Origin of the sequence: Mycolicibacterium rutilum (assembly GCF_900108565.1) — a bacterium.
Taxonomy (GTDB): Bacteria; Actinomycetota; Actinomycetes; order Mycobacteriales; family Mycobacteriaceae; genus Mycobacterium; species Mycobacterium rutilum.
In genome coordinates, this window is the sequence record NZ_LT629971.1 from 218246 (window position 1) to 236596 (window position 18351).

Annotated in this window: 16 protein-coding genes; 9 read left to right on the forward strand and 7 right to left on the reverse strand. The window is 68.9% G+C overall.

Translation table 11 applies throughout. The annotated features are described in order from the left end of the window. The first annotated feature begins 381 nt into the window (after positions 1 to 381). The 5 genes from BLW81_RS01015 to BLW81_RS01035 all read left to right on the forward strand — a co-directional run bounded on the left by BLW81_RS01015 (position 382) and on the right by BLW81_RS01035 (position 8952). Complete coding sequence (locus BLW81_RS01015; RefSeq protein WP_407662306.1) at positions 382 to 1845, forward strand: DUF3375 domain-containing protein; 1464 nt, start codon at positions 382 to 384, stop codon at positions 1843 to 1845. Then, positions 1842 to 2525 (forward strand): DUF4194 domain-containing protein, encoded by a 684-nt coding sequence (locus BLW81_RS01020; protein ID WP_083405574.1) that lies wholly within the window; start codon positions 1842 to 1844, stop codon positions 2523 to 2525. The genes BLW81_RS01015 and BLW81_RS01020 overlap by 4 nt, the downstream gene beginning before the upstream one ends. Next, on the forward strand, positions 2518 to 5874 hold the full coding sequence (locus BLW81_RS01025) for an ATP-binding protein (protein WP_083405575.1): 3357 nt from the start codon (positions 2518 to 2520) through the stop codon (positions 5872 to 5874). Before BLW81_RS01020 ends, BLW81_RS01025 begins: the two co-directional genes overlap by 8 nt. 99 nt (positions 5875 to 5973) lie before the next feature. Further along, complete coding sequence (locus BLW81_RS01030; RefSeq protein ID WP_173839562.1) at positions 5974 to 8322, forward strand: AAA family ATPase; 2349 nt, start codon at positions 5974 to 5976, stop codon at positions 8320 to 8322. 9 nt (positions 8323 to 8331) lie between these two features. Further along, positions 8332 to 8952 carry a DUF2293 domain-containing protein gene (locus BLW81_RS01035; RefSeq protein ID WP_083405576.1) on the forward strand — a complete coding sequence of 207 codons (621 nt, stop codon included), beginning with the start codon at positions 8332 to 8334 and terminating at the stop codon, positions 8950 to 8952. A 2-nt stretch (positions 8953 to 8954) separates the two neighbouring features. Here BLW81_RS01035 and BLW81_RS01040 read toward each other — a convergent pair whose 3' ends face one another. The 4 genes from BLW81_RS01040 to BLW81_RS01055 are packed head-to-tail and all read right to left on the reverse strand — an operon-like array spanning position 8955 to position 13486. Further along, a complete protein-coding gene (locus BLW81_RS01040) occupies positions 8955 to 9440 on the reverse strand; it encodes a cation-dependent mannose-6-phosphate receptor (RefSeq protein ID WP_083405577.1) in 486 nt (161 codons plus the stop codon). A gap of 1 nt (position 9441) precedes the next feature. Next, the gene (locus tag BLW81_RS01045) at positions 9442 to 9762 is read right to left on the reverse strand and encodes a type II toxin-antitoxin system RelB family anti-toxin (protein WP_083405578.1); all 321 of its coding nucleotides are present in this window, start codon (positions 9760 to 9762) and stop codon (positions 9442 to 9444) included. A 56-nt stretch (positions 9763 to 9818) separates the two neighbouring features. After that, a complete protein-coding gene (locus tag BLW81_RS01050) occupies positions 9819 to 12926 on the reverse strand; it encodes a helicase HerA domain-containing protein (protein WP_083405579.1) in 3108 nt (1035 codons plus the stop codon). Further along, positions 12926 to 13486 (reverse strand): hypothetical protein, encoded by a 561-nt coding sequence (locus tag BLW81_RS01055; RefSeq protein ID WP_083410244.1) that lies wholly within the window; start codon positions 13484 to 13486, stop codon positions 12926 to 12928. The genes BLW81_RS01050 and BLW81_RS01055 overlap by 1 nt, the downstream gene beginning before the upstream one ends. 184 nt (positions 13487 to 13670) lie before the next feature. On the opposite strand from BLW81_RS01055, the gene BLW81_RS01060 reads away from it, so the two are divergent. Continuing rightward, complete coding sequence (locus tag BLW81_RS01060) at positions 13671 to 14243, forward strand: YdcF family protein (RefSeq protein ID WP_083405580.1); 573 nt, start codon at positions 13671 to 13673, stop codon at positions 14241 to 14243. 101 nt (positions 14244 to 14344) lie between these two features. Further along, a complete protein-coding gene (locus BLW81_RS01065) occupies positions 14345 to 15361 on the forward strand; it encodes a TIGR03617 family F420-dependent LLM class oxidoreductase (protein WP_083405581.1) in 1017 nt (338 codons plus the stop codon). Here BLW81_RS01065 and BLW81_RS01070 read toward each other — a convergent pair whose 3' ends face one another. Next, the gene (locus BLW81_RS01070; protein WP_083405582.1) at positions 15362 to 16111 is read right to left on the reverse strand and encodes an SDR family NAD(P)-dependent oxidoreductase; all 750 of its coding nucleotides are present in this window, start codon (positions 16109 to 16111) and stop codon (positions 15362 to 15364) included. A gap of 69 nt (positions 16112 to 16180) precedes the next feature. On the opposite strand from BLW81_RS01070, the gene BLW81_RS01075 reads away from it, so the two are divergent. Further along, a complete protein-coding gene (locus BLW81_RS01075) occupies positions 16181 to 16582 on the forward strand; it encodes a DUF2628 domain-containing protein (RefSeq protein ID WP_083405583.1) in 402 nt (133 codons plus the stop codon). Between the two features lies 1 nt (position 16583). On the opposite strand, the gene BLW81_RS01080 is transcribed toward BLW81_RS01075, so the two are convergent. Next, on the reverse strand, positions 16584 to 16937 hold the full coding sequence (locus BLW81_RS01080) for a Fe-S protein (protein ID WP_083405584.1): 354 nt from the start codon (positions 16935 to 16937) through the stop codon (positions 16584 to 16586). A gap of 48 nt (positions 16938 to 16985) precedes the next feature. Between BLW81_RS01080 and BLW81_RS01085 the strand changes: the two genes are divergently transcribed. After that, positions 16986 to 17570: a hypothetical protein gene (locus BLW81_RS01085; protein WP_083405585.1), complete on the forward strand. Its 585-nt coding sequence runs from the start codon at positions 16986 to 16988 to the stop codon at positions 17568 to 17570. Here the strand turns inward: BLW81_RS01085 and BLW81_RS01090 are convergent. Continuing rightward, positions 17560 to 18306, reverse strand: a complete 747-nt coding sequence (locus BLW81_RS01090; RefSeq protein ID WP_083405586.1) for a 3-oxoacyl-ACP reductase family protein — start codon at positions 18304 to 18306, stop codon at positions 17560 to 17562. The genes BLW81_RS01085 and BLW81_RS01090 overlap by 11 nt on opposite strands. Positions 18307 to 18351: the final 45 nt, after the last annotated feature.

An 18351-nucleotide genomic window follows, 5' to 3' on the forward strand; every position in this document is an offset into this window, starting at 1 on the left:
CGACCCACGACGCGTCGGTCCATTCGTCCTTGTGACACTTGCGAAGCGAATTCACGTATCGCCGCGCGAGATCGGGGCCGCCGATCAACGCGTCGAGCAGCCGACACCCGCCCCAGTGCGAGTAGTACAGCTTCCAATCCCGGTTCTCGACCACGACGACGTTAGCTCGGTTTCCCCATATCCTTTCCCGATCGCCCAGACGCGGATGCGTCGCTGCTGCGAGTCTCGGATGGCGCCCCGACAAAATCACCTCACCCGACCCGAGCCTGGGGATAACTAGGGCGTTGTCCACAACCTCCGCCCCACCCCGCCCGAAGGTCGGCCGCGTGCCTTATGTTGGACCATCGCGTCGAGACAATCGAGGGACATCGAGGACACCGGGTGGACGACACCGCCGACAACGGGGGGCTTGCGGCCGCCGACCTGCTCGAACTCAATCGCGACCTGCAGTCCAGCCCGACGATCCGGCTGCTGGCCACCACCAACCTGAGCTCCTACGCCACGCTGATGGAGCGCCACCTGTCCGACGGGGTGAGCACCGAGACCGAGCTCGTCGTGCGGCTGGAACGCGACCTCGACGATCTCGGGCATCCCGACGGGCAGTCCGGGCTGGCGCTGATCAAGTCGTGGGCGAGCCAGGGCTGGCTGCATCGCATCGTCGATCCGCGCACCGACCAGAACGTCTGCTACCTGACCCAGGAGGCGCGCCGGGCGCTGGACTTCCTGCGTGGGATGCGCCGCCAGGACACCATCGCGACGGGCGGCTCGATCCAGGGCATCGCGTCGCGGCTCAAGCAGGTCGCGATCCGGGTCGGCAGCGACCCGGCCCGCGTCCGCAAGCACATCGAGGCCGAAATCGCCGCTCTGCAAGCCGAACTCGACGAACTCGACGCCGGCGAACGCCCGCAGCCCGACGTCACCGACGCCTACGACGAGGCCCGCGCGATCGCGCTGCAGATGGAACGGCTGATCACCGACATCGGCCAGTACGGCACGATGATCGAGCAGGCCACCGCCGCGCTCGACGAGCCGATCGACAGCAACGTGGCCTACCGCGACCGGCAGCGCCAGATGTACGCCGACTACCAGGCGGCATGGGATTCGCAGGGCCGCGACAGCCACCGCGCGTTCCTGCGGATGATCAACGACCCCGACCAGCGCGCCGAGTTCGAGGCCGACGTTGCCGCGGTCGCCGAGGCGCTGCCCGCGCTGGATCCGGCGCTGCGCAAGGTGATGGCCGGATTCTTCGAACTCGTGGGCCACCAGATCGACGAGGTCGAGCGGATCCAGCAGCGGTGCGCGCAGCGGGTCAAGCGGTTCACCGCGTTCGGCACGCTCGAGCAGAGCCGCGGGGTGGCCCGCCAGCTCAACGAGGCGATCGGCGCGGCCCGCGCCCTGCTGAAGTCATCGCTGACCGATTCGCGGCTCGACATCGACGTCCCGCTGGCCCGGCACGCGATCAGTTCCGTTGGGGCGCTGAGCTTCAAGATCGGCGACCTGTCCAACCCGAAGCCGGCCGTCGCCGCCGAGGGTGAGGTCGACCTGACCAGCTTCGCGGCGCTGACGACGCAGGTGGACGCGCCCGCGATGTCGGAGATGCTCAACGCCGCGGTCAGCTCGGGCCCGGTGTCGCTGCCCGAGGCCGTTGCAATGCTGGACAATGCATACCTCGGCCACGTCATCGTGCTGTGGTCATGGGCGTTGAAGCAGCCGAATGGGGTTGCGGCCGCGGGTAAGTCGACGACGGTGCGGTTCCGCTCCCTGGACGGCCCCGACCGCGAGATCGACGTGCCCGACCTGTTGTTCACCGAACCCATCACCACCCTGGCAGGAGTCACGCAGTGACCGCTGAGCCCGAGGTCGACTTCAGCTCGCTGCCGGAAGTCGACCAGAACGCCCGTCCCCCGCACCAGCGCCGCCCGCGCTTCGACGGCGACGTCTCCGAACTGCCCGACCGCGCGTGCTGGGCGCTGCAGCACCTGCTGACCCGGCGCTACATCAGCGCCGACGCCGACAGCGACATCTACTCGTGGGTGCTGGAGTACCGCGACCAGCTCAGCGTGCGGCTCTCCGAACTGGACCTGATCATGCGCATCGTCGACGGGACCGACGTCGCGTTCGTCGAGCAGGCCCGCTACGAATCCGCCAGGGGCATCAAGCTTCTGCGCCGCGAGCCGCTGGGCACCTACGACTCGATCCTGGCGCTGCACCTGGCGCAGATGATGCGGGCGTCGGGCGGGCAGGCGGTGCTGATCAGCCGCGAGGAGATGCACGGCCTGTTCTCCGGGGTGCTCAACGACACCGACCGCGACGCGGTGACCTTCGCCGCGCGCATCGACGGCGCGATCGCCCGGCTGGCCGGGCTGGAGATCCTGCGCCGCAGCCGCGACGACGAGGACAGCTACACGATCAGCCCGGTGATCACCGCGATCATGACCGCGTCGGTGATCACCGAACTCCAGCAGCAATTCGAGCAGCTGCTGAGCGGCGGCGCACCCGCAGAGGAAGAACCCGAAAATGACTGAACAGTTCCACCTGTCCCGGCTGCAGGTCATCAACTGGGGCGTGTTCGACGGGTACCACTCGATTCCGTTCAGCGCGGGCGGCGCGCTGATCGCCGGCGCGTCGGGCAGTGGGAAATCGTCTCTGCTGGACGCGATCTCGCTGGGCTTCCTGCCGTTCAACCGGCGCAACTTCAACGCCTCGGGCGACAACACCGCGGCGGGGTCGAGCGCGGGCCGGCGCACCGTCGACAAGTACGTGCGCGGCGCGTGGGGCCAGCGCAGCGACGGCGGCACCAGCCGGGTTATGTACCTGCGCGGCGAGGGCACCGCGTGGTCGGCGGTCGCGGTGACCTACACCGGGGACTCCGGGCGCACCGTCACGGGCCTGGTGCTCAAGTGGCTGACCGGAGAGTCGCGCAACGACTCGTCGAGCCGGTTCGTCATCGGCGACGGCGACCTCGACATCGAGGACGTCTGCAACCGCTGGGCGGCAGGGCGTTTCGATACCGGCGTGTTCAAGGACGGCGGCTGGCGGTTCACCACGAAGGTGGAGTCGCAGTACCTGGCGCAGCTGTACGCGACGATCGGCATCCGCGCCTCCGACGCCGCGCAGCAGCTGCTCGGCAAGGCGAAGTCGCTGAAAAGCGTTGGCGGGCTGGAGCAGTTCGTCCGCGACTTCATGCTCGACGAACCGGAGAGCCTGGCCCGGCTGCCGGAGGCGCTCAAGCAGATCGACCCACTGGTGGAGGCCCGCGAGCTGTTGGCCGTCGCGCAACGCAAGCGCAAGATCCTCGGCGACATCGACAAGATCCAGCAGCGCTACGCCTCGGAGTCGACGGATCTGGGCATCATCGACCTGGTCGACCTGCCGATGGTGCGCGCCTACACCGACCATGTGCGGCTCGCGCAGTGCCCGGGGCAGATCGCGCAGCTCGACACCACGATCGAGCAACTCGACAACGAGTACGAGGACGTCACCCGGTCACTGAATCTGGCCAAGGCCGAGGCGGATTCGCTCAACGCGCAGATCAGCGGGTCGAGTGCGAGCATCGGGCCGCTGCAGTCGCAGGTGACGGCGGCCGAGACCGAGGCCGAGCAGGTGTCGCGGCGGCGCGGCGCCTGCGAGGACATGCTGACCGCGCAGGGCCTCGACGTCCCGGAGACCGCCGAGGACTTCTGGAACTTGCGCGAGGAGCTGCTCGCCGAGGCCACCGAGCTGCTGGCCAAGGTGGAACGCAACCGCGAGGCCTCCACCGACGCCGAGTACGCGCAGAAGGCGGCGCGCATCACCCGCGACGACGCGGCCAAGGAGCTCAAGCGCGTCGAGCACGTCGGATCGGCGCTGCCGGAGTTCGCGCTGGTGATGCGCGAGCAGATCAGCGCCGCGGTCGGGGTGGACCCGAGCGAGCTGCCGTACATCGCCGAGCTTTTGGATCTGCGGCCCGACCAGACCCGGTGGCGCACCGCGGTGGAGAAGGTGCTGCGCGGCGCCGGGTTGCGGCTGCTGGTGCCGGATCAGCACTGGGATGCGGTGCTGCGGTTCGTCAACGAGACGAATATGCGGGGCCGGCTGCAGCTGCACCACGTGCGGGCCCGCTTCCTCGGCGCCGAGCCGGTCGATCCGGAGCCGAACACCCTGGCGGGCAAGCTGTTCGCGGTCGACCCGGCGCACCCGTGCGCGGCCGAGGCCGTCGACGTGGTGACGTCGGCGGGCGATCACGTGTGCGTCGACACCCCCGACGTGTTCGCGCGGTTCCGTCGCGCGGTCACCGACACCGGCCTGTACAAGGACAGCGACCGGTTGGCGGTCAAGGACGACCGTCGTCCGCTCAAGCAGTCCGACTACCTGTACCAGGGCGACGTGTCGGCGAAGATCAATGCGCTGACGATGGATCTGGCCGCCGCCGAGGAGGCCTACCAGAAGGCCCGCCGCGTCGCCGACGACATCGCCGCGCAGCGCCAGCAGTGGCGGGACCGGGCCGCGGCGTGCAAGGCGATCTGCGAGCAGTTCCCGCAGTGGAGCCAGATCGACATCGAGACCGCCGACGGGCACGCCGACCGGCTGCGCGAGCAGTACGAGCTGCTGATGGCCGACCATCCCGACATCGAGGCGCTCAATGCGCGCGCCGACGAATGCTGGTCGCAGATCCAGACATTGATGACCCGGCGCGGCGCGATCCAGACGCGTCGCGACGACCTCGACGCGCGTCGCACCGCGGTGCTAGAGCTCTCGGAGCGGCTGTCGCCGGCGTTCGTGTCCGAGCCGCTGACCGAGTTGTTGACGCGGTATGCCGCGCAGTTGCCGGTGTCGCTCGAGTTGCTCGACCCCGAGCCGCACCGGGATGCGTTGTTCACCGCGATCAAGAAGGAGCGCGAACAGTTGCGGGAGAGCCGCCGTCGCTCCTACGACGAGCTGGCGCGCATCCTCAACACGTTCGACACCGCGTTCCCCGACGCGATCCCGAACGACAGCGACAATTTCGACGAGCGGGTGCACGACTACGTCGCGCTGTGCCGGCACATCGACGAACGCGAGCTGCCCGAAGCCTACGAGCGGATGATGCGGCTGGTGACCGAGCAGGCGCCCGACGCGATCCTGACGCTGCACCGGGTCGCCGAGCAGGAGGCGCGGCGCATCGCCGAGCAGATCGACCGGGTCAACACCGGTCTGGGCGCGGTCGAGTTCAACCGCGGCACCCGGCTGACGCTGCGGGCCACGCCGCGGTCGCTGACCGCGGTGTCGGAGCTGACCGAGATCGTGCGGGCGATCTCGCGGCGCATCGCCGAGGTGGGGCTGGGCGACAAGCAGGCGATCCTCGACCAGTACGCCGACATCCTCCGGCTGCGCAACCGGCTGGCGTCGACGGCGCCGGAGGACAAGGCGTGGACGCGCGACGCGCTGGATGTGCGCAACCGGTTCACGTTCGACTGCGCGGAATGGGATGTGTCATCCGACGAGCTGATCCGCACGCACTCGAATGCCGGCGACAACTCCGGTGGTGAGCAGGAGAAGCTGATGGCGTTCTGCCTCGCGGGCGCGCTGAGCTTCAACCTGGCCAGCCCCGAAAGTTCGGACAACCGACCGGTTTTCGCCCAGCTCATGCTCGACGAGGCGTTCTCCAAGTCCGACCCGCAGTTCGCGCAGCAGGCCCTGCAGGCGTTCCGCAAGTTCGGGTTCCAGTTGGTGATCGTGGCGACCGTGCAGAACGCGACGACGATCCAGCCCTACATCGACAGCGTGGTGATGGTGTCGAAGACGGAGCCGACGGGCCGCAACGCGCGCCCGGTCGCGACCGTCGCCACGCGGACGATCTCGGAGTTCTCCGCGCTGCGCCGGGAGATGCGGGAGAAGGTGCCGGCCGGCGTCTAGCGTTCGCGCGCCGCTTTGCGCCGAGTTCTACGCCAGGGCTGCGATCCGCGACTGATCGCGACCCTCATGTAGAACTCGGCGACCGGTAACGTGCCAAGCGTGAGCGAGTTGATCCTCACCGACGAGTTCCGGGAGGCGCTGGCGCTGCTGGCCGGCGGTCGCCACCTGTTCCTGACCGGTAAGGCGGGCACCGGCAAGTCGACGCTGATCCGGCGGTTCATGGCCGAGACCGAGCGCAACGTGGTGGTGGTTGCGCCGACGGGCATCGCGGCGCTCAACGTCGACGGCTACACCATCCACCGGCTGTTCGGGTTCCGCACCACGACCACCCTGCACGACGTCACCGGCGGTGAGTACCGACCGGGCCGGTTCGCCAAGACGCTGGCGTCGCTGCAGACGCTGATCATCGACGAGGCGTCGATGATGCGCGCCGACGTGTTCGACATGGTGGCCACCGCACTCGAGCGGTTCGGCCCGCAGCCGGGTGAGCCGTTCGGCGGGGTGCAGATCGTGCTCGTCGGCGACCTCTACCAGTTGCCTCCGGTGGTCGCCGACGGCGAAGAGGGTTACTTCACGAGCGTCTACGACACGCCGTACTTCTTCTCCGCCCGCAAGTTCTCCCGCGACGACTTCCCGACGATCTCGCTGACGACGGTGTTCCGGCAACTCGGTGATGACCGGATGACCGCGATCCTCAACGAGATTCGCGAGGGTGTGCTGCTCGGCCACGCGCAGGAGCAGCTCAACGCCCGCGCCGACAAAGATTTCGTGCCGCCCGACGACGAGTTCTGGCTGACGCTGGCGCCGACGAACCGGCTGGTGACCGCGCGCAACCGCCAGCAGCTCGAGCGGCTCGACGGCGACGAGATGCTGCACCGCGCCCGCGAGTCCGGCGACCTGTCGCTGTTCGACAAGCCGATCGAGGATGAGCTGCGTTTCAAGGTCGGCGCGCAGGTGATGATGCTCAACAACGACCAGGGCGACCGCTGGGTGAACGGCTCGATCGGCCGCGTCATCGGCGTCGGCTACGACCGCTACGGCGTCGTGGTGGAGATCGAGTTCGCCGACGGGACGTGCTCGGAGGTCACGCCGTTCACGTGGGAGGCGACGCGGCCGGTCATCGACGGCGGCTCGCTGCGGCGTGAGGTCATCGGGACGTTCACGCAGTTGCCGTTCAAGCTGGCGTGGGCAATCACGATCCACAAGAGCCAGGGGCAGACGCTGGAGCGTGTCGTCGTCGACCTGACCGGCGGCATGTTCTCGACGGGCCAGCTGTACGTCGCGTTGAGCCGCTGCACATCGCTGGCGGGGCTGGTGCTCAAACGCCCTGTGCTGCCGAAGGATCTGAAGACCGACCGGCGGATCGCGCGGTTCCTGCGCAGGTCGGTCGGCGGTGCGACGGCCCGCCGGTACTGCGCGATCGGCATGCTGACCGTCGGCGACGAGGGCCGGATGTCGCGGCCGCGGCCGGTGGAGCTGGCGGTGGTGTTCGACGACGGCACCGCGGTGTCAACATTGATCAACCCGCAGCGTGATCTGGCCGATGCGCGAAATGCGTACGGCATCACCGTGTCCGATGTGCTGCTGGCGCCGACGCTGCGCGAGGCGTGGGCGGTGATCGCGCCGATGCTGGCGGGATGCACCCCGGTCGGCCCCGGGGTGGACGAGACGCTGGGGTTGATCGACTTTGAGCTCAAACGCCTGGGCCATGTGGCGGTCATGCCGCTCGGCGTCGAGATGCGGCGCGTGCAGGTGTTCGGGCGCACAGCGCTGGAGCGGGCGCAGTCGGTTCTGGGGGCGTTGGCGTCGGCGACGGTCGAGGAGGGGTCGTCGGCGTTCGAGGAACCCGAACCGGCGGAGTCGGTTTCGGGTCTGCTGGTGACCCGCGATCCGGCCGTGCCGACGCCGACGGCCGACCATCTGCCGGGGCTGTCGGCGTTGCTGCGGATCAGCCGCGACGTGGGAGCGGTGCTGCTGGGGGCGACGGTGCACCGCGACCTCGATTCGTCGTGGGATGCGGCGGCGCGGTCGGCGGTGGCCGATCAGCTGCGCGCGGCGGCGAGCCGGGCCCTGTTGCCGGACGAGGTGGTGGCGCGGCTGCACAAGGCGTCGGAGCTGCTCGGTGTCGACGTGATGGCTGATATCGCGACGGTGGTCCGCCATGACATCAACGAGGCTCTGGTGCCCGGCGCGCGGATCTGTTTCACCGGAACGGCTTTGGACCCGGCGGGCCGGGTGGTGGAGCGCGACGAGATCGAGCGGATGGCCGAGTCGGCAGGCCTCAAGCCGGTGCGGTCGGTGACCAAGACACGGTGCGAGGTGCTGGTGACGGCGGAGGCCGGTACGCAGTCGGGCAAGGCACGCAAAGCGGTCGAGTACGGCAAGGCGGTGTTCACCGCCGACGAGTTCTTCGCCTGGCTGTCGGAACGTGTCGGACCGCGGACGTAGCGTCGATGCATGGGGGTCAGGCACGCCAAGGAGGCGTCGCACGCGCTGGAGTGCGCCAAGTGTCGCAGCGCGGGTGATGTGCTGCTCGAGTCCAGGGGTAGTGAGGCGCTCTGCCTCGACTGTCTCGAGCTCGGTCATCTGCAGTTCCTGCCGGCGGGTAGCGCGCCGCTGACCCGTCGTGTGGTGAAAGCCAGCGCAGAGCCGATCGGCGTGATGCGGTGGAATCCTCGGTGGTCTCGCTTCGAACGGCAGGGGATCCTGGCCGAACCGGCGGTGATCGAGGCGGCGGCGCGGGCGAGCCTGGTCGACGCCGACGTCCGCGGCCGCGACGAGGTCACTGCGCAGATCCGGGAGCAGTTTCCCGGCTGTCCGGTGGAGCGCGCGGAGGCGATCGCGTTGCACACGGCCGTCCGGTTCCGCGGCCGCGGCCGGTGGCGACGCGGCCTGCGGGAGGTCGGCCCCGAGGAGGTCCGCCAGGCCGTCGAGGAATCCGTGCTCCATGTGGACACCGACTACGACGAGCTGGTCCGATCGGGCGTCGACCGCGCTGCAGCCCTGGCGCAGGTGAGTGGTCGGTTGGGAAACGTCCTCAGCGCGTGGCGCGGCGGCGTCACCATGCTCGACCCCTGACTCTACTGCCCGCGAGCCAACATCTCTCGGAGCGTCGGAAGCACGCGTTGGTCCTTCGGCCGATTGGCAGCTTGTTTGGAACGGATCACATCGGCCAGTGAGGCAATCTCGACGGTGACGTCATAGATCTCCGTCACAACGGCATCGCGATGCAGATCGGCGTAGCCATGGGTTCCCGACGGCCGAAACGCGATGTCGATGTCGCCGGTGTCGGTGACGAGGTTCCACGTCTGAGCAGCCGCCAAAGACTTCGCGTCACAGATGAATTCGACGCCTTCGCGGACACCGTCGACACGGATCCGTGCGCCGAGTTCACGGAGAGCGGCCGCGAGCCTTTCGAGGTTTGCGTCATCGCTATCCGGCGTGATGTCGGCATCTTCGGTCGGGAACGGAGAGCCGTGAAAGACCGCGGCAAGTCCACCGATGAGCACATATCTCACGCCATGGTGGTCGAGCGTCGCGAGTAGCCGCGGAAGATCCAGCTCCACGTCATCCTCGACTGCCGGCGGCGCGTAATCCGCTGAGCTGGCGTGCTATCCGAGCGTGCCGATCGAGCCGCTGCTGACCGGAGAGTCCAGCCAGCCGTGACGCTTGGGCGAGATCACTGTTGTCACACTCGACGAGGTGCAGCTCCAAATCCAGCCCACAGAGGCGGACGAGCCGGATGACGTCGTCGAGGCTTACCGCCGTCCGGCCGGATTCCCAGCGCGCGATCGCCGGCTGAGCGGTGCCCGCGCGATCGGCGAGGTCCGCCTGCGTCAGACCGGCGCGCTTGCGGGCCTCGCGAATCAGATCACCGCCATAGGACATGAACTCACTATAACAGAACTGTTATAGTGCCTCTCTGACGTTGACGCACTAACGCGCTAACCCGAGGCGAGTGCGAGCACTTCCTCCGGCGACAGCGGGCTCGGCGGATGGTGGGTCAGACACCAGGGCGCGACGATGCGGTGGAACGCCTGCCCTTCGGTGGCGACGTAGAAGTTGCCGGAGCGCAGCCGGCTGATGTCGGGCACCAGTCCGCCTTTCGCCCTGGCCATTTCCTTGGCCGACTCGATCTGGGCGGGTGCGTTGAGCAGCCCGTAGAACTGGGTCGTCGCGTTGCCCGGGATCTGGTTGTGCAGCGACTTGGGTGCCTGCGTCGCGAACACCAGCCCGAGCCCGTACTTGCGGGCCTGCGACGCCAGCGCCAGGGTGCTGCGGGTGCATGCGGTGTAGCCCTTCGACGGCGCCAGCGTCTGCGCCTCGTCCATCACGAGCAGACCGCCCAGCGGCCGGTCCCCTGCCGGATTGCGTTTGATCCACGCGAACAACGCCATCTGCAGCTGATTCACGAACCCTTGCCGCTGCTCGTCGGACGGCAGCCCGATCATGCTGATCACCGACACCCGCGCGCGGTAACCCTGCGACGGCGTCAGCAGCACGGCCGGGTCGACGGGCGTTCCCGCGCCGCCGAACAGCGGGTCGTTGACCATCGACGCCCGCAGGTTCTGCCCCAGATCGGACGCGATCTTGCGCGCGTCGGCCAGGCCGCTGGCGTCGTCGGGCAGGTCGTTGAGCACGCCGATGAATCCGGCCAGCGTCGGATCGGGCTGTCTTCCATAGTGCTGCAACGCTTCCCGCAGCACGGCGCGGGCGCGGTGCGCCTTCTGGGTCTGTCCGGTGATCGACGCGCGGGGTTCGAGCGCGGCGGCCGCCGACTCGACCGCGTCGTTGAACTCGTCAGCGTCGTCGAGCACGCTGGCGAAGTCCGGCAGCGGCTGGAACGCCAACGGCCGTCCGTTGTTTCGCCGCGGCGTCCACACGACGACCTCGGTGTTGTCGAGGTAGGCGGTGGCGCGGTCGTCGTCGGAGCGTCGCCACCCGTTCGGCGGTTCGGGCCATGCGGTGCCGAGCCGGGCGAGGTCGTTGTTGGGGTCCAGCACGATCGAGGACACCCCGCGCAGCGCGCACTCCTCGACCAGACGCCGGATCAGCACCGTCTTACCCGACCCGGATCCGGCGAACACCGCGACGTGCTTGCGCAGCGTCGACAGCTCGACCGAGACGGTCGTGTCGCTGCGCAGATCGGTGCCCAGCGGTAACTCGTTGTCGGGCACGAACTCTGGCTTGTCGTCGATGACGACGGGTTCCTCCCGCTCCCGCGGTGGCGGTGGCGGCGGCGCGACGCGCCCGTCGTCGCCGAGCACTTCTTGCAGCAGCGCCAAGCCGTGGGCGGGGCGACGGGCCCGCAGCCAGCCCGGCAGATCGGCGTCGTCTTCGGCGATGAGGTCGCGCAGCGCGATCATCGTGCGCAGGTCGTCGTCGGTCACCGCGAGCGTGCGGCCACCCGCGCGGTGGAACTCGTCGATCAGCGCGGCGGTCTTCGGCCCGGTCGGCCACGGGGTGTTGCGCAGCAGGAAGAGCCGGCGGCGGTTCGACCCCTCCCCCATTCCCGTTGCGCTCCAAGCTTTCTTGATCCGGTTCTGGGCGGCCAGGGCGTTGGTGGCGGCGATCGCGCGAAACGCCCAGTGCCGCTCGTCCTCGGTGGTGGGGTCGAGGCTCTGGCGCAGTCGCGCGTGCAGCAGGACGTGGCTGCCCGGCGGCGGATCACAGGCATAGGACTGGAAGTCCTCGTCGCGTTCGGCGATCCAGGCGGTGAGCGCGGCGGACAGCAGTTCGGGCATCGCGGTGTCCTCACCCTCGGCGTCGAGGGCGGCCGCGGGCACCGCGCGCTGCCGGTAGTCGGCGAAACGGCGCTCGAGCGCCGACGAAGTCGGGACGTCCACGACCGTCGTCCCGCCGCGGTGCACGGAATCGTCGCTCAAGTGGTCGAGTTCAACCACCTCACCGTCGCGCAGGCACTGGCGCACATGGGCGTCGGCGATCTTGAGCAAGTTGCGCGGGGTGCTGTCGGTCGCGTCGGCGAACGCCTCCGCCCGGATCGGCCAACTCGGGTACGGCGGGAGGAAGCCGACCTCGGCGTATCCGGCGGCGAAGCGGCGCTCGAGGATCGCGCGGCCGATGTCGGCGGTGGGCAGACCTTTGAGCGGCTCGGGCTCGCGGAACCGGTCGGCGACGCTGGCGGTCGCGTCGCGGCGGATGCGCTCCCACACGCCGGGCAGGCAGGCGACGACACCGACCGTGCGGCGCATCGTCTGGCGCACCGCCATCAGCCCGTCGGCGACCTGGTGCAGCACGTCGTCGCTGTCGTCGCTCGTGTCGTCGGTCCGTGAGACCGATTGCGCGAGAAGCGTATCGATCTGATCGAGCGCCAACACGGCGGGCCCGGCGAGCGCGACCAGCCGGGAGATGTCGCGCACGCACTCCTGCGCGGACTCGGGCGAGGCGCGCAGGCCCCAGGTGCTGCGGTCGTCGCCGCCGAACTCGTCGCTGGCCTGCAGCCAGGCCTCGCCGACGTCGTGGGCGGTCAGGTCGGAGGCGGCGAGCAACACCAGCGCGCGCAGGGTCTGGTGACAGTCGCGGACCGGGTCGCGGTGGCTCTTGGCGAGCGCGTTGACGAACTTGGTGAGTGTCTCGGGTTCGAGGTCGTCGTCGCCGATGATCGCGCGCCGCTCGGCGCGGCTGACGTGCGCGATCGACGACAGCTCCCACAGCAGGTCCTTGAGTTGCGTCTCGCGGGCGGCGCCGGGGCGGCCGAGGCTTTCCAGTACACCGCTGCGCACCGACTCCCAGAAGCTGGCCGCGTCGAGCAGTTCGACGACGAAGAAGAAGCCGCCGTCGGCCTGCACGCGTTCCCGGACCTGGCCGAGCAGGTGGGTCTTGCCGGAGCCGGCCGAGCCGCGCACGACGACGCCCAGCGGCGCGGAGACCGGGTCCCTGGCGGCGTCGCCGAAGGCGTCCATCACATCGTCGACGGCGTACTCGTTGAGCCCGGGGACGTGGGTCCTGGCCTGCGGGCGCCACAGGTCGTCGGTGGTCGGGGCCCAGGTGAGCCGAAGCGACGCGAGCGCTTCCCGTTCCGCGTCGCGCATCAGTGCTCGATCGCGATGAGGTGTTTGGGCTGACCGCCGATGACGACGGCGGCGGAGCGGTCGGCGTCGGTCAGCACTTTCTGGTTCTCTTCGGGGATCAGGCTGATGCCGGGTTGGCGGTACAGCGTGCGCAGGGCGGCGTCGACATCGTCGCGGCCGGCGCCGTTGAGCGCGGCGCGCAGCTTCGTCAGGCCGACCCAGCCGCCGGGGCGCGGTGCGAGGTCGGCGTATGCAGCGCGGATGCGGTCCTCGAGCGAGGGCGGTGGTGGCGATCCGAACACGTCAGCCAGGCTCAGGTCGGCGGCATCGAGGTAGCGGCCCAGCGCGCCGAGCACGGTGTACAGCGCCTTGCCGGGGCCGGCGGCGCGGGGTGGCGGGCCGGCGGAGACCAGGTCGCGGCAGGTGCGCCAGCCCTTGTCGGTGAGTTCGTGGACGAGGCGGTTGCCCTCGCGGGTCGACTCGATGAGGCCGAGGTTGTTGAGCTTGTCGCGGCCGGGCTTGTCGAGCTTGGGCCCGAGCGCGACCAGGTCGGGGTTGGGCACGGGTCGGGACTGGGCCATGAGCACGAGAAGGACGGCTCGTTCGGTTCCGGTCAGGTCAGCCACCCTTGCCAACTTAACGACTCCGGCGCGACGCGGTCGTCGGGGTGCGCCTGGGAATCGACGGTCGCGTAACGATCGGCGCAGTGGCCTCGATAACACCGGCAGCAACATCAACCTCATGAACCTCAGTCGGGGAGGTCGCATGCGTCGGTGGAAGACGGTCATCGGAGCGGTGGTCCTGGCGGCCGCCGCAGCACTTGGAGACGTGGGCACGGCGCAGGCGCAGCCCGCGCTCGTCGCGGCGAAGGACTTCTCGAAGCCGGCAATCGTCATCCTGGGCTACGGGCTGAACGACAACGGGACGATGCGCCCGATCCTGCGGCGGCGGGTGCTGACGGGGTTGACGGTGGCGCAGTTCTTCCCGCAGTCGCCGATCATCGTCACCGGCGGCAACCCCCGCAGCGGCAACACCGAGGCCGGCCAGATGCGGAAGATGCTGACGATGCTGGGCTTTCCGGGCAATCGAATCATCGTGGAGGACAAGGCGAACAGCACGGTGCAGAACGCGCGGTTCTCGGTCCCGCTGGCGAAGGAGGCGGGGACGTCGGGGATCATTCTGGTGACGTCGTCGACGCATCAGGACCGGGCCGACGGCAACTTCGCCGACGCGGGCGGCAACGTGCTGGCGACGGTGAGCTACCCGGACGGCAACCCGACGGTGAATGTCGTGCAGTTCGCGCGCGATGCGATGAGCCCGTTCCTCAACATCAGCTGACTCGTGGCGCCGAGCGTGCCGTTTCGTTCGCAACACGCCGCGCGGCCGTACCAATCCGCACACTCGCGGCGGCGATGACGCCTCGGCGTAGGGTGCGACGCGTGCACGTCGACGTGATGACCACGCCCCAGCCACTGCAAGCGATCGGCGACCTGGCCCGCCAAACTCACGATGCCGGCTTCGACGGAATGTTGTTCACCGAGACCGGCCGCACCCCGTACATGAACGCGGCGCTTGCTGCACAGGCCGCGCCGGGCCTCGAGTTGTCGACAGGCGTGGCGGTCGCGTTCCCGCGCAGCCCATTCGTCACGGCCGCGACGGCGTGGGAGCTGCAGGAAGCGACGGGCGGCAACTTCCGGCTCGGCCTCGGCACCCAGGTCCGCACGCATGTGGTGCGCCGCTACGGCGTCGAGTTCGAACGCCCCGGCCCACGGCTCCGCGATTACGTGCTGGCGGTCAAGGCCTGTTTCACGGCGTTCCGGACCGGCAAGCTCGACCATCGCGGCGACTTCTACAGCCTCGACTTCATCACCCCGCAGTGGAGCGCGGGCCCGATCGACGCACCGGACCCCAAAGTCGATGTGGCCGCGGTCAATCCGTGGATGCTGCGGATGGCCGGCGAGGTCGCCGACGGCGTTCACGTGCATCCGCTCGGCGAGCCCGGCTACATCGCACGGCATGTCATGCCGAATCTCGCTGAGGGCGCGGCGAAGTCGGGCCGCACCGCCGACGACATCGCCGTCATCGTGCCGGTGATGACGATCGTCGGCGACACCGACGAGGAACGCCACCACGAGCGCGAGATGGTTCGCGCCAGCATGAGCTTCTACGGCAGCACCCCGAACTACGCATTCATCTGGGACGAGGCCGGTTTCGAGGGCACCACAGCGCGGATCCGCGAGAAGCAGAAGGCCGGCGACTACAAGGGCATGGCCGCCCAGATCACCGACGAGCACATCGCGACGTTCGCGACCGAGTCGACGTGGGACGGGCTGGCCGACGCGCTGGTCGACAAGTACGGCGACACGGCGACGCGCCTCGTGCTTTACAACGCGCTGGCCGACATGGAGCGGTTCGAGCGCTACGGCGAAGTGGCGCAGCGCATCCGAGCCCGTTAGTCAGGCAACGGGCCGGATGGCCGGCCGACCGCCGTCCACATCGAGGATCGCGCCGTTGATGTAGCTGGCCGCCGGCGAAGCGAGAAACGTAATGGCGCTGGCGATCTCGTCGGGATCCGCCGCTCGTCCCAGCGCCGTCGTGCGGCCCATCGCCTCGATACCATCGGGCCCGAAATCCGCCGTGCCCGCGGTCTTAGTCGGGCCGGGCGAGACCGCGTTGAACCGCACGCCGCGGGCCCCGAACTCGTCGGCCCACGACTTCGTCAGCAGGTCAAGCCCCGCCTTGCTCGCGCCGTAGATACCGGCACCGTCCGCAGGGGTGCTGGCCGCCACGGTGGACAGATTCACGACGGCGCCTTCACCGCGGGCGAGCATGCCCGGCACCAGCTTCTGCACCAGCACATAAGGTGCCCGCAGGTTGACGTTGATCTGGGCGTCGAAATCGGCGTCGGTGGTGTCGAATGTGGGTGCCACGGGGTAGATCCCGGCGTTGTTGATCAGGATGTCGACCTCACCCGCCTCGTCAGCGAGCCGGCGGACGTCGTCGGCGTCGCTCAGATCGGCGGCGACGAAACGTGCTCTGCCCCCAGCATTCTCGATGTCCTGCACGGTCTTGGCGCCGCGCTCGGCGTCGCGGCCGTGGACGACGACCTCGGCGCCCTGGGCGGCCAGCTGCAGGGCGACGGCATACCCGATGCCCGCGGTCGCGCCGGTGACGAGGGCGGTCCTGCCAGAAAGTCCGTTGCTCATGACGGCTTCAAGCCGGCTCCTGGCGCGTTTATTCCGCGGCACACGACGTGCGACCCCTAGACTCCGCTCATGTCGCAGGGGGTTTACGACGACCTGGCCCGGTCGTGGCAGCAGCGGTTCGCGTTCTATGACCAGTACGGAGTGCCGAACACCTCGCCGCAGAGCCGCGAGGCGTACCGGCGGCTGCCGTTCGGGCAGAAGCTGCGGCTCAACACCAACATCTGGGGATTTCTGTTCGGCCCCTTCTACTTCTTCGTGAAAGGCATGTGGCGCAAGGGACTCGTGCTGCTGGCGGCGGCGATCGTCCTCGGGACGTTGATCGTCGGGCTCGATGCGCCGGACATCGTCAGCCGCGCGCTGTCGATCGTCGTCCCGGTGTTCGCAATGACCACCGCCAATTACGCCTACTACCTGCACGTGGTGCGGGGCAGCCAGTCGTGGAACGTCTTCGAAGGCCTCGGCCGGCGTTAGGTCACCACACGACGGCGATGGCGGCCGCGGCGAAGGACAGCACGCCGATCGTCCAGAACATCGCGCGCGGAATCGGCTCACCGGTGCGCTTCTGTCGCGCGCTGCCCATCCCGAGGAGCCCGCCGAGCACGATCAGGATGACGAGCTTGATGCCGATCTTCGGGTAGTTGAGCTCGATGCCCGCGGGCCACGGCGCCGCCAGCGCCAGGCCGGTGAGCAGGGACAGCAGCAGGCCGTAGTCCATGGCGCGGGTGGTGCGGAAGCGCTGGGCCAGGGCTTCGGCGGCCCAGCCACCGAACGTGATCGCAAAGCCGACGATGTGCAGCAGTACAACTACGTTGCGTAGTAGCTCCATGGGCTGAGCTTAGCGTCAAATGTCGGATTCGAGGATTACCGTCACCTCGTGCCGCTGCAGAACCGCGTGACGCCGAGCGGAGAGCTCATCGCGACCCGTGCGCGCGGGACCGTCATGGGCAACCGCGGGATCCTGCACGACGACCGCCGGCGCATCGTGCGGTCTACGCGCAACAGGGCATGGCTGATCTGCCGACTCGAGTTCCAGGGCCGCAGGCGCGCCGTGATGAGCCCCGGCTCGTACACCGAGCTGTTCTTCCTCGACGAGACCGTCGCCCTGGCCGCGGGTCACCGGCCGTGCGGTGAGTGCCGACGCTCCGCCTACCGCGCGTTCCTCGACGCCGTCAACGCCAGCGGTGCAGTCGAGCTCGATCGCCGGCTCAACACGTCGCGACGGGCCCCGAACGAGGTGGCGCGTATCGCCGACCTTCCCGACGGCGTCTTTCTCCGCATCGACGGCGACCGCCTCAAGTGGCAAGGCGCCCTACACCGTTGGACTCCCGGCGGATACGTCGATCCCGTTCCCGTCGCGGATGCCGGCGCCAACACCGCGATGGTGTTGACGCCGGCATTGTCGGTCGACGCGTTACGCCATGGCTATGCCGTCGAGGTGCACCCCACGGTCAAACAGTGAAGCCGCCGTCGACGTTGAGCGTAGCGCCCGTGATGTAGCCGGATTCCGGGCCGGCGAGAAAACCGACCAACGCCGCGATATCAGCGGCGCTACCGTAACGGCCCTGTGTGGTAACGGCTTTCATGATCGCGGCGAAGTCACCCTCATCCGGGTTCATATCCGTGTCGATCGGCCCCGGCTGGACGTTGTTGATCGTGATGCCGCGGTCACCGAGGTCGCGGGCGAGGCCGCGCGTGAAGGAGGCGACCGCCCCCTTGGTCATGCCGTAGACCGACAACCCGGGGCCGGGGATGCGGTCAGCGTTGACGCTGCCGATGTTGACGATGCGCGCGCCATCCCCGAGGTGCTTCATGGCGGTGCGCGTCGTCCAGAACACACCGCCGATGTTGATGGCCATCAGGCGCTCGAACTCCTCGGCCGGGAAGTCCTCGACCGCGGCCCAGTACACGGCGCCCGCGTTGTTCACCACGATGTCGAGGCCGCCGAGTTCGGCGGCGGCCCGGTCGACAGCGGCGACGCTCTGCTCACGGTCGGCCGCATCGGCCTGGATCGCCAGCACCTTGGCGCCGTCGGCGGTCAGTTCAGCGACGAGTTTGTCGGCGTGCGCGCTCGACGCCGAGTAGGTGAAGGCGACGGCCGCGCCGTCCGTGGTCAGTCGCCGCACGATCTCGGCGCCGATGCCGCGCGATCCTCCGGTCACATACGCGCGACGCCCCGTCAGGGGTGCAGTACTCATCTGTAAGGCCTTTCGCGATAACGAATCGATGTCGTGATCTGTACG

Excerpts from the sequence above, each read along its gene's own strand:
- BLW81_RS01080 (WP_083405584.1), bottom strand. The coding sequence starts at position 16,937 with ATGGAGCTACTACGCAACGTAGTTGTACTGCTGCACATCGTCGGCTTT.
- BLW81_RS01055 (WP_083410244.1), bottom strand. The coding sequence starts at position 13,486 with ATGGCCCAGTCCCGACCCGTGCCCAACCCCGACCTGGTCGCGCTCGGG.
- BLW81_RS01070 (WP_083405582.1), bottom strand. The coding sequence starts at position 16,111 with ATGAGCAACGGACTTTCTGGCAGGACCGCCCTCGTCACCGGCGCGACC.
- BLW81_RS01035 (WP_083405576.1), top strand. The coding sequence starts at position 8,332 with ATGGGGGTCAGGCACGCCAAGGAGGCGTCGCACGCGCTGGAGTGCGCC.
- BLW81_RS01050 (WP_083405579.1), bottom strand. The coding sequence starts at position 12,926 with ATGCGCGACGCGGAACGGGAAGCGCTCGCGTCGCTTCGGCTCACCTGG.
- BLW81_RS01025 (WP_083405575.1), top strand. The coding sequence starts at position 2,518 with ATGACTGAACAGTTCCACCTGTCCCGGCTGCAGGTCATCAACTGGGGC.
- BLW81_RS01090 (WP_083405586.1), bottom strand. The coding sequence starts at position 18,306 with ATGAGTACTGCACCCCTGACGGGGCGTCGCGCGTATGTGACCGGAGGA.
- BLW81_RS01075 (WP_083405583.1), top strand. The coding sequence starts at position 16,181 with ATGTCGCAGGGGGTTTACGACGACCTGGCCCGGTCGTGGCAGCAGCGG.
- BLW81_RS01060 (WP_083405580.1), top strand. The coding sequence starts at position 13,671 with ATGCGTCGGTGGAAGACGGTCATCGGAGCGGTGGTCCTGGCGGCCGCC.
- BLW81_RS01045 (WP_083405578.1), bottom strand. The coding sequence starts at position 9,762 with ATGTCCTATGGCGGTGATCTGATTCGCGAGGCCCGCAAGCGCGCCGGT.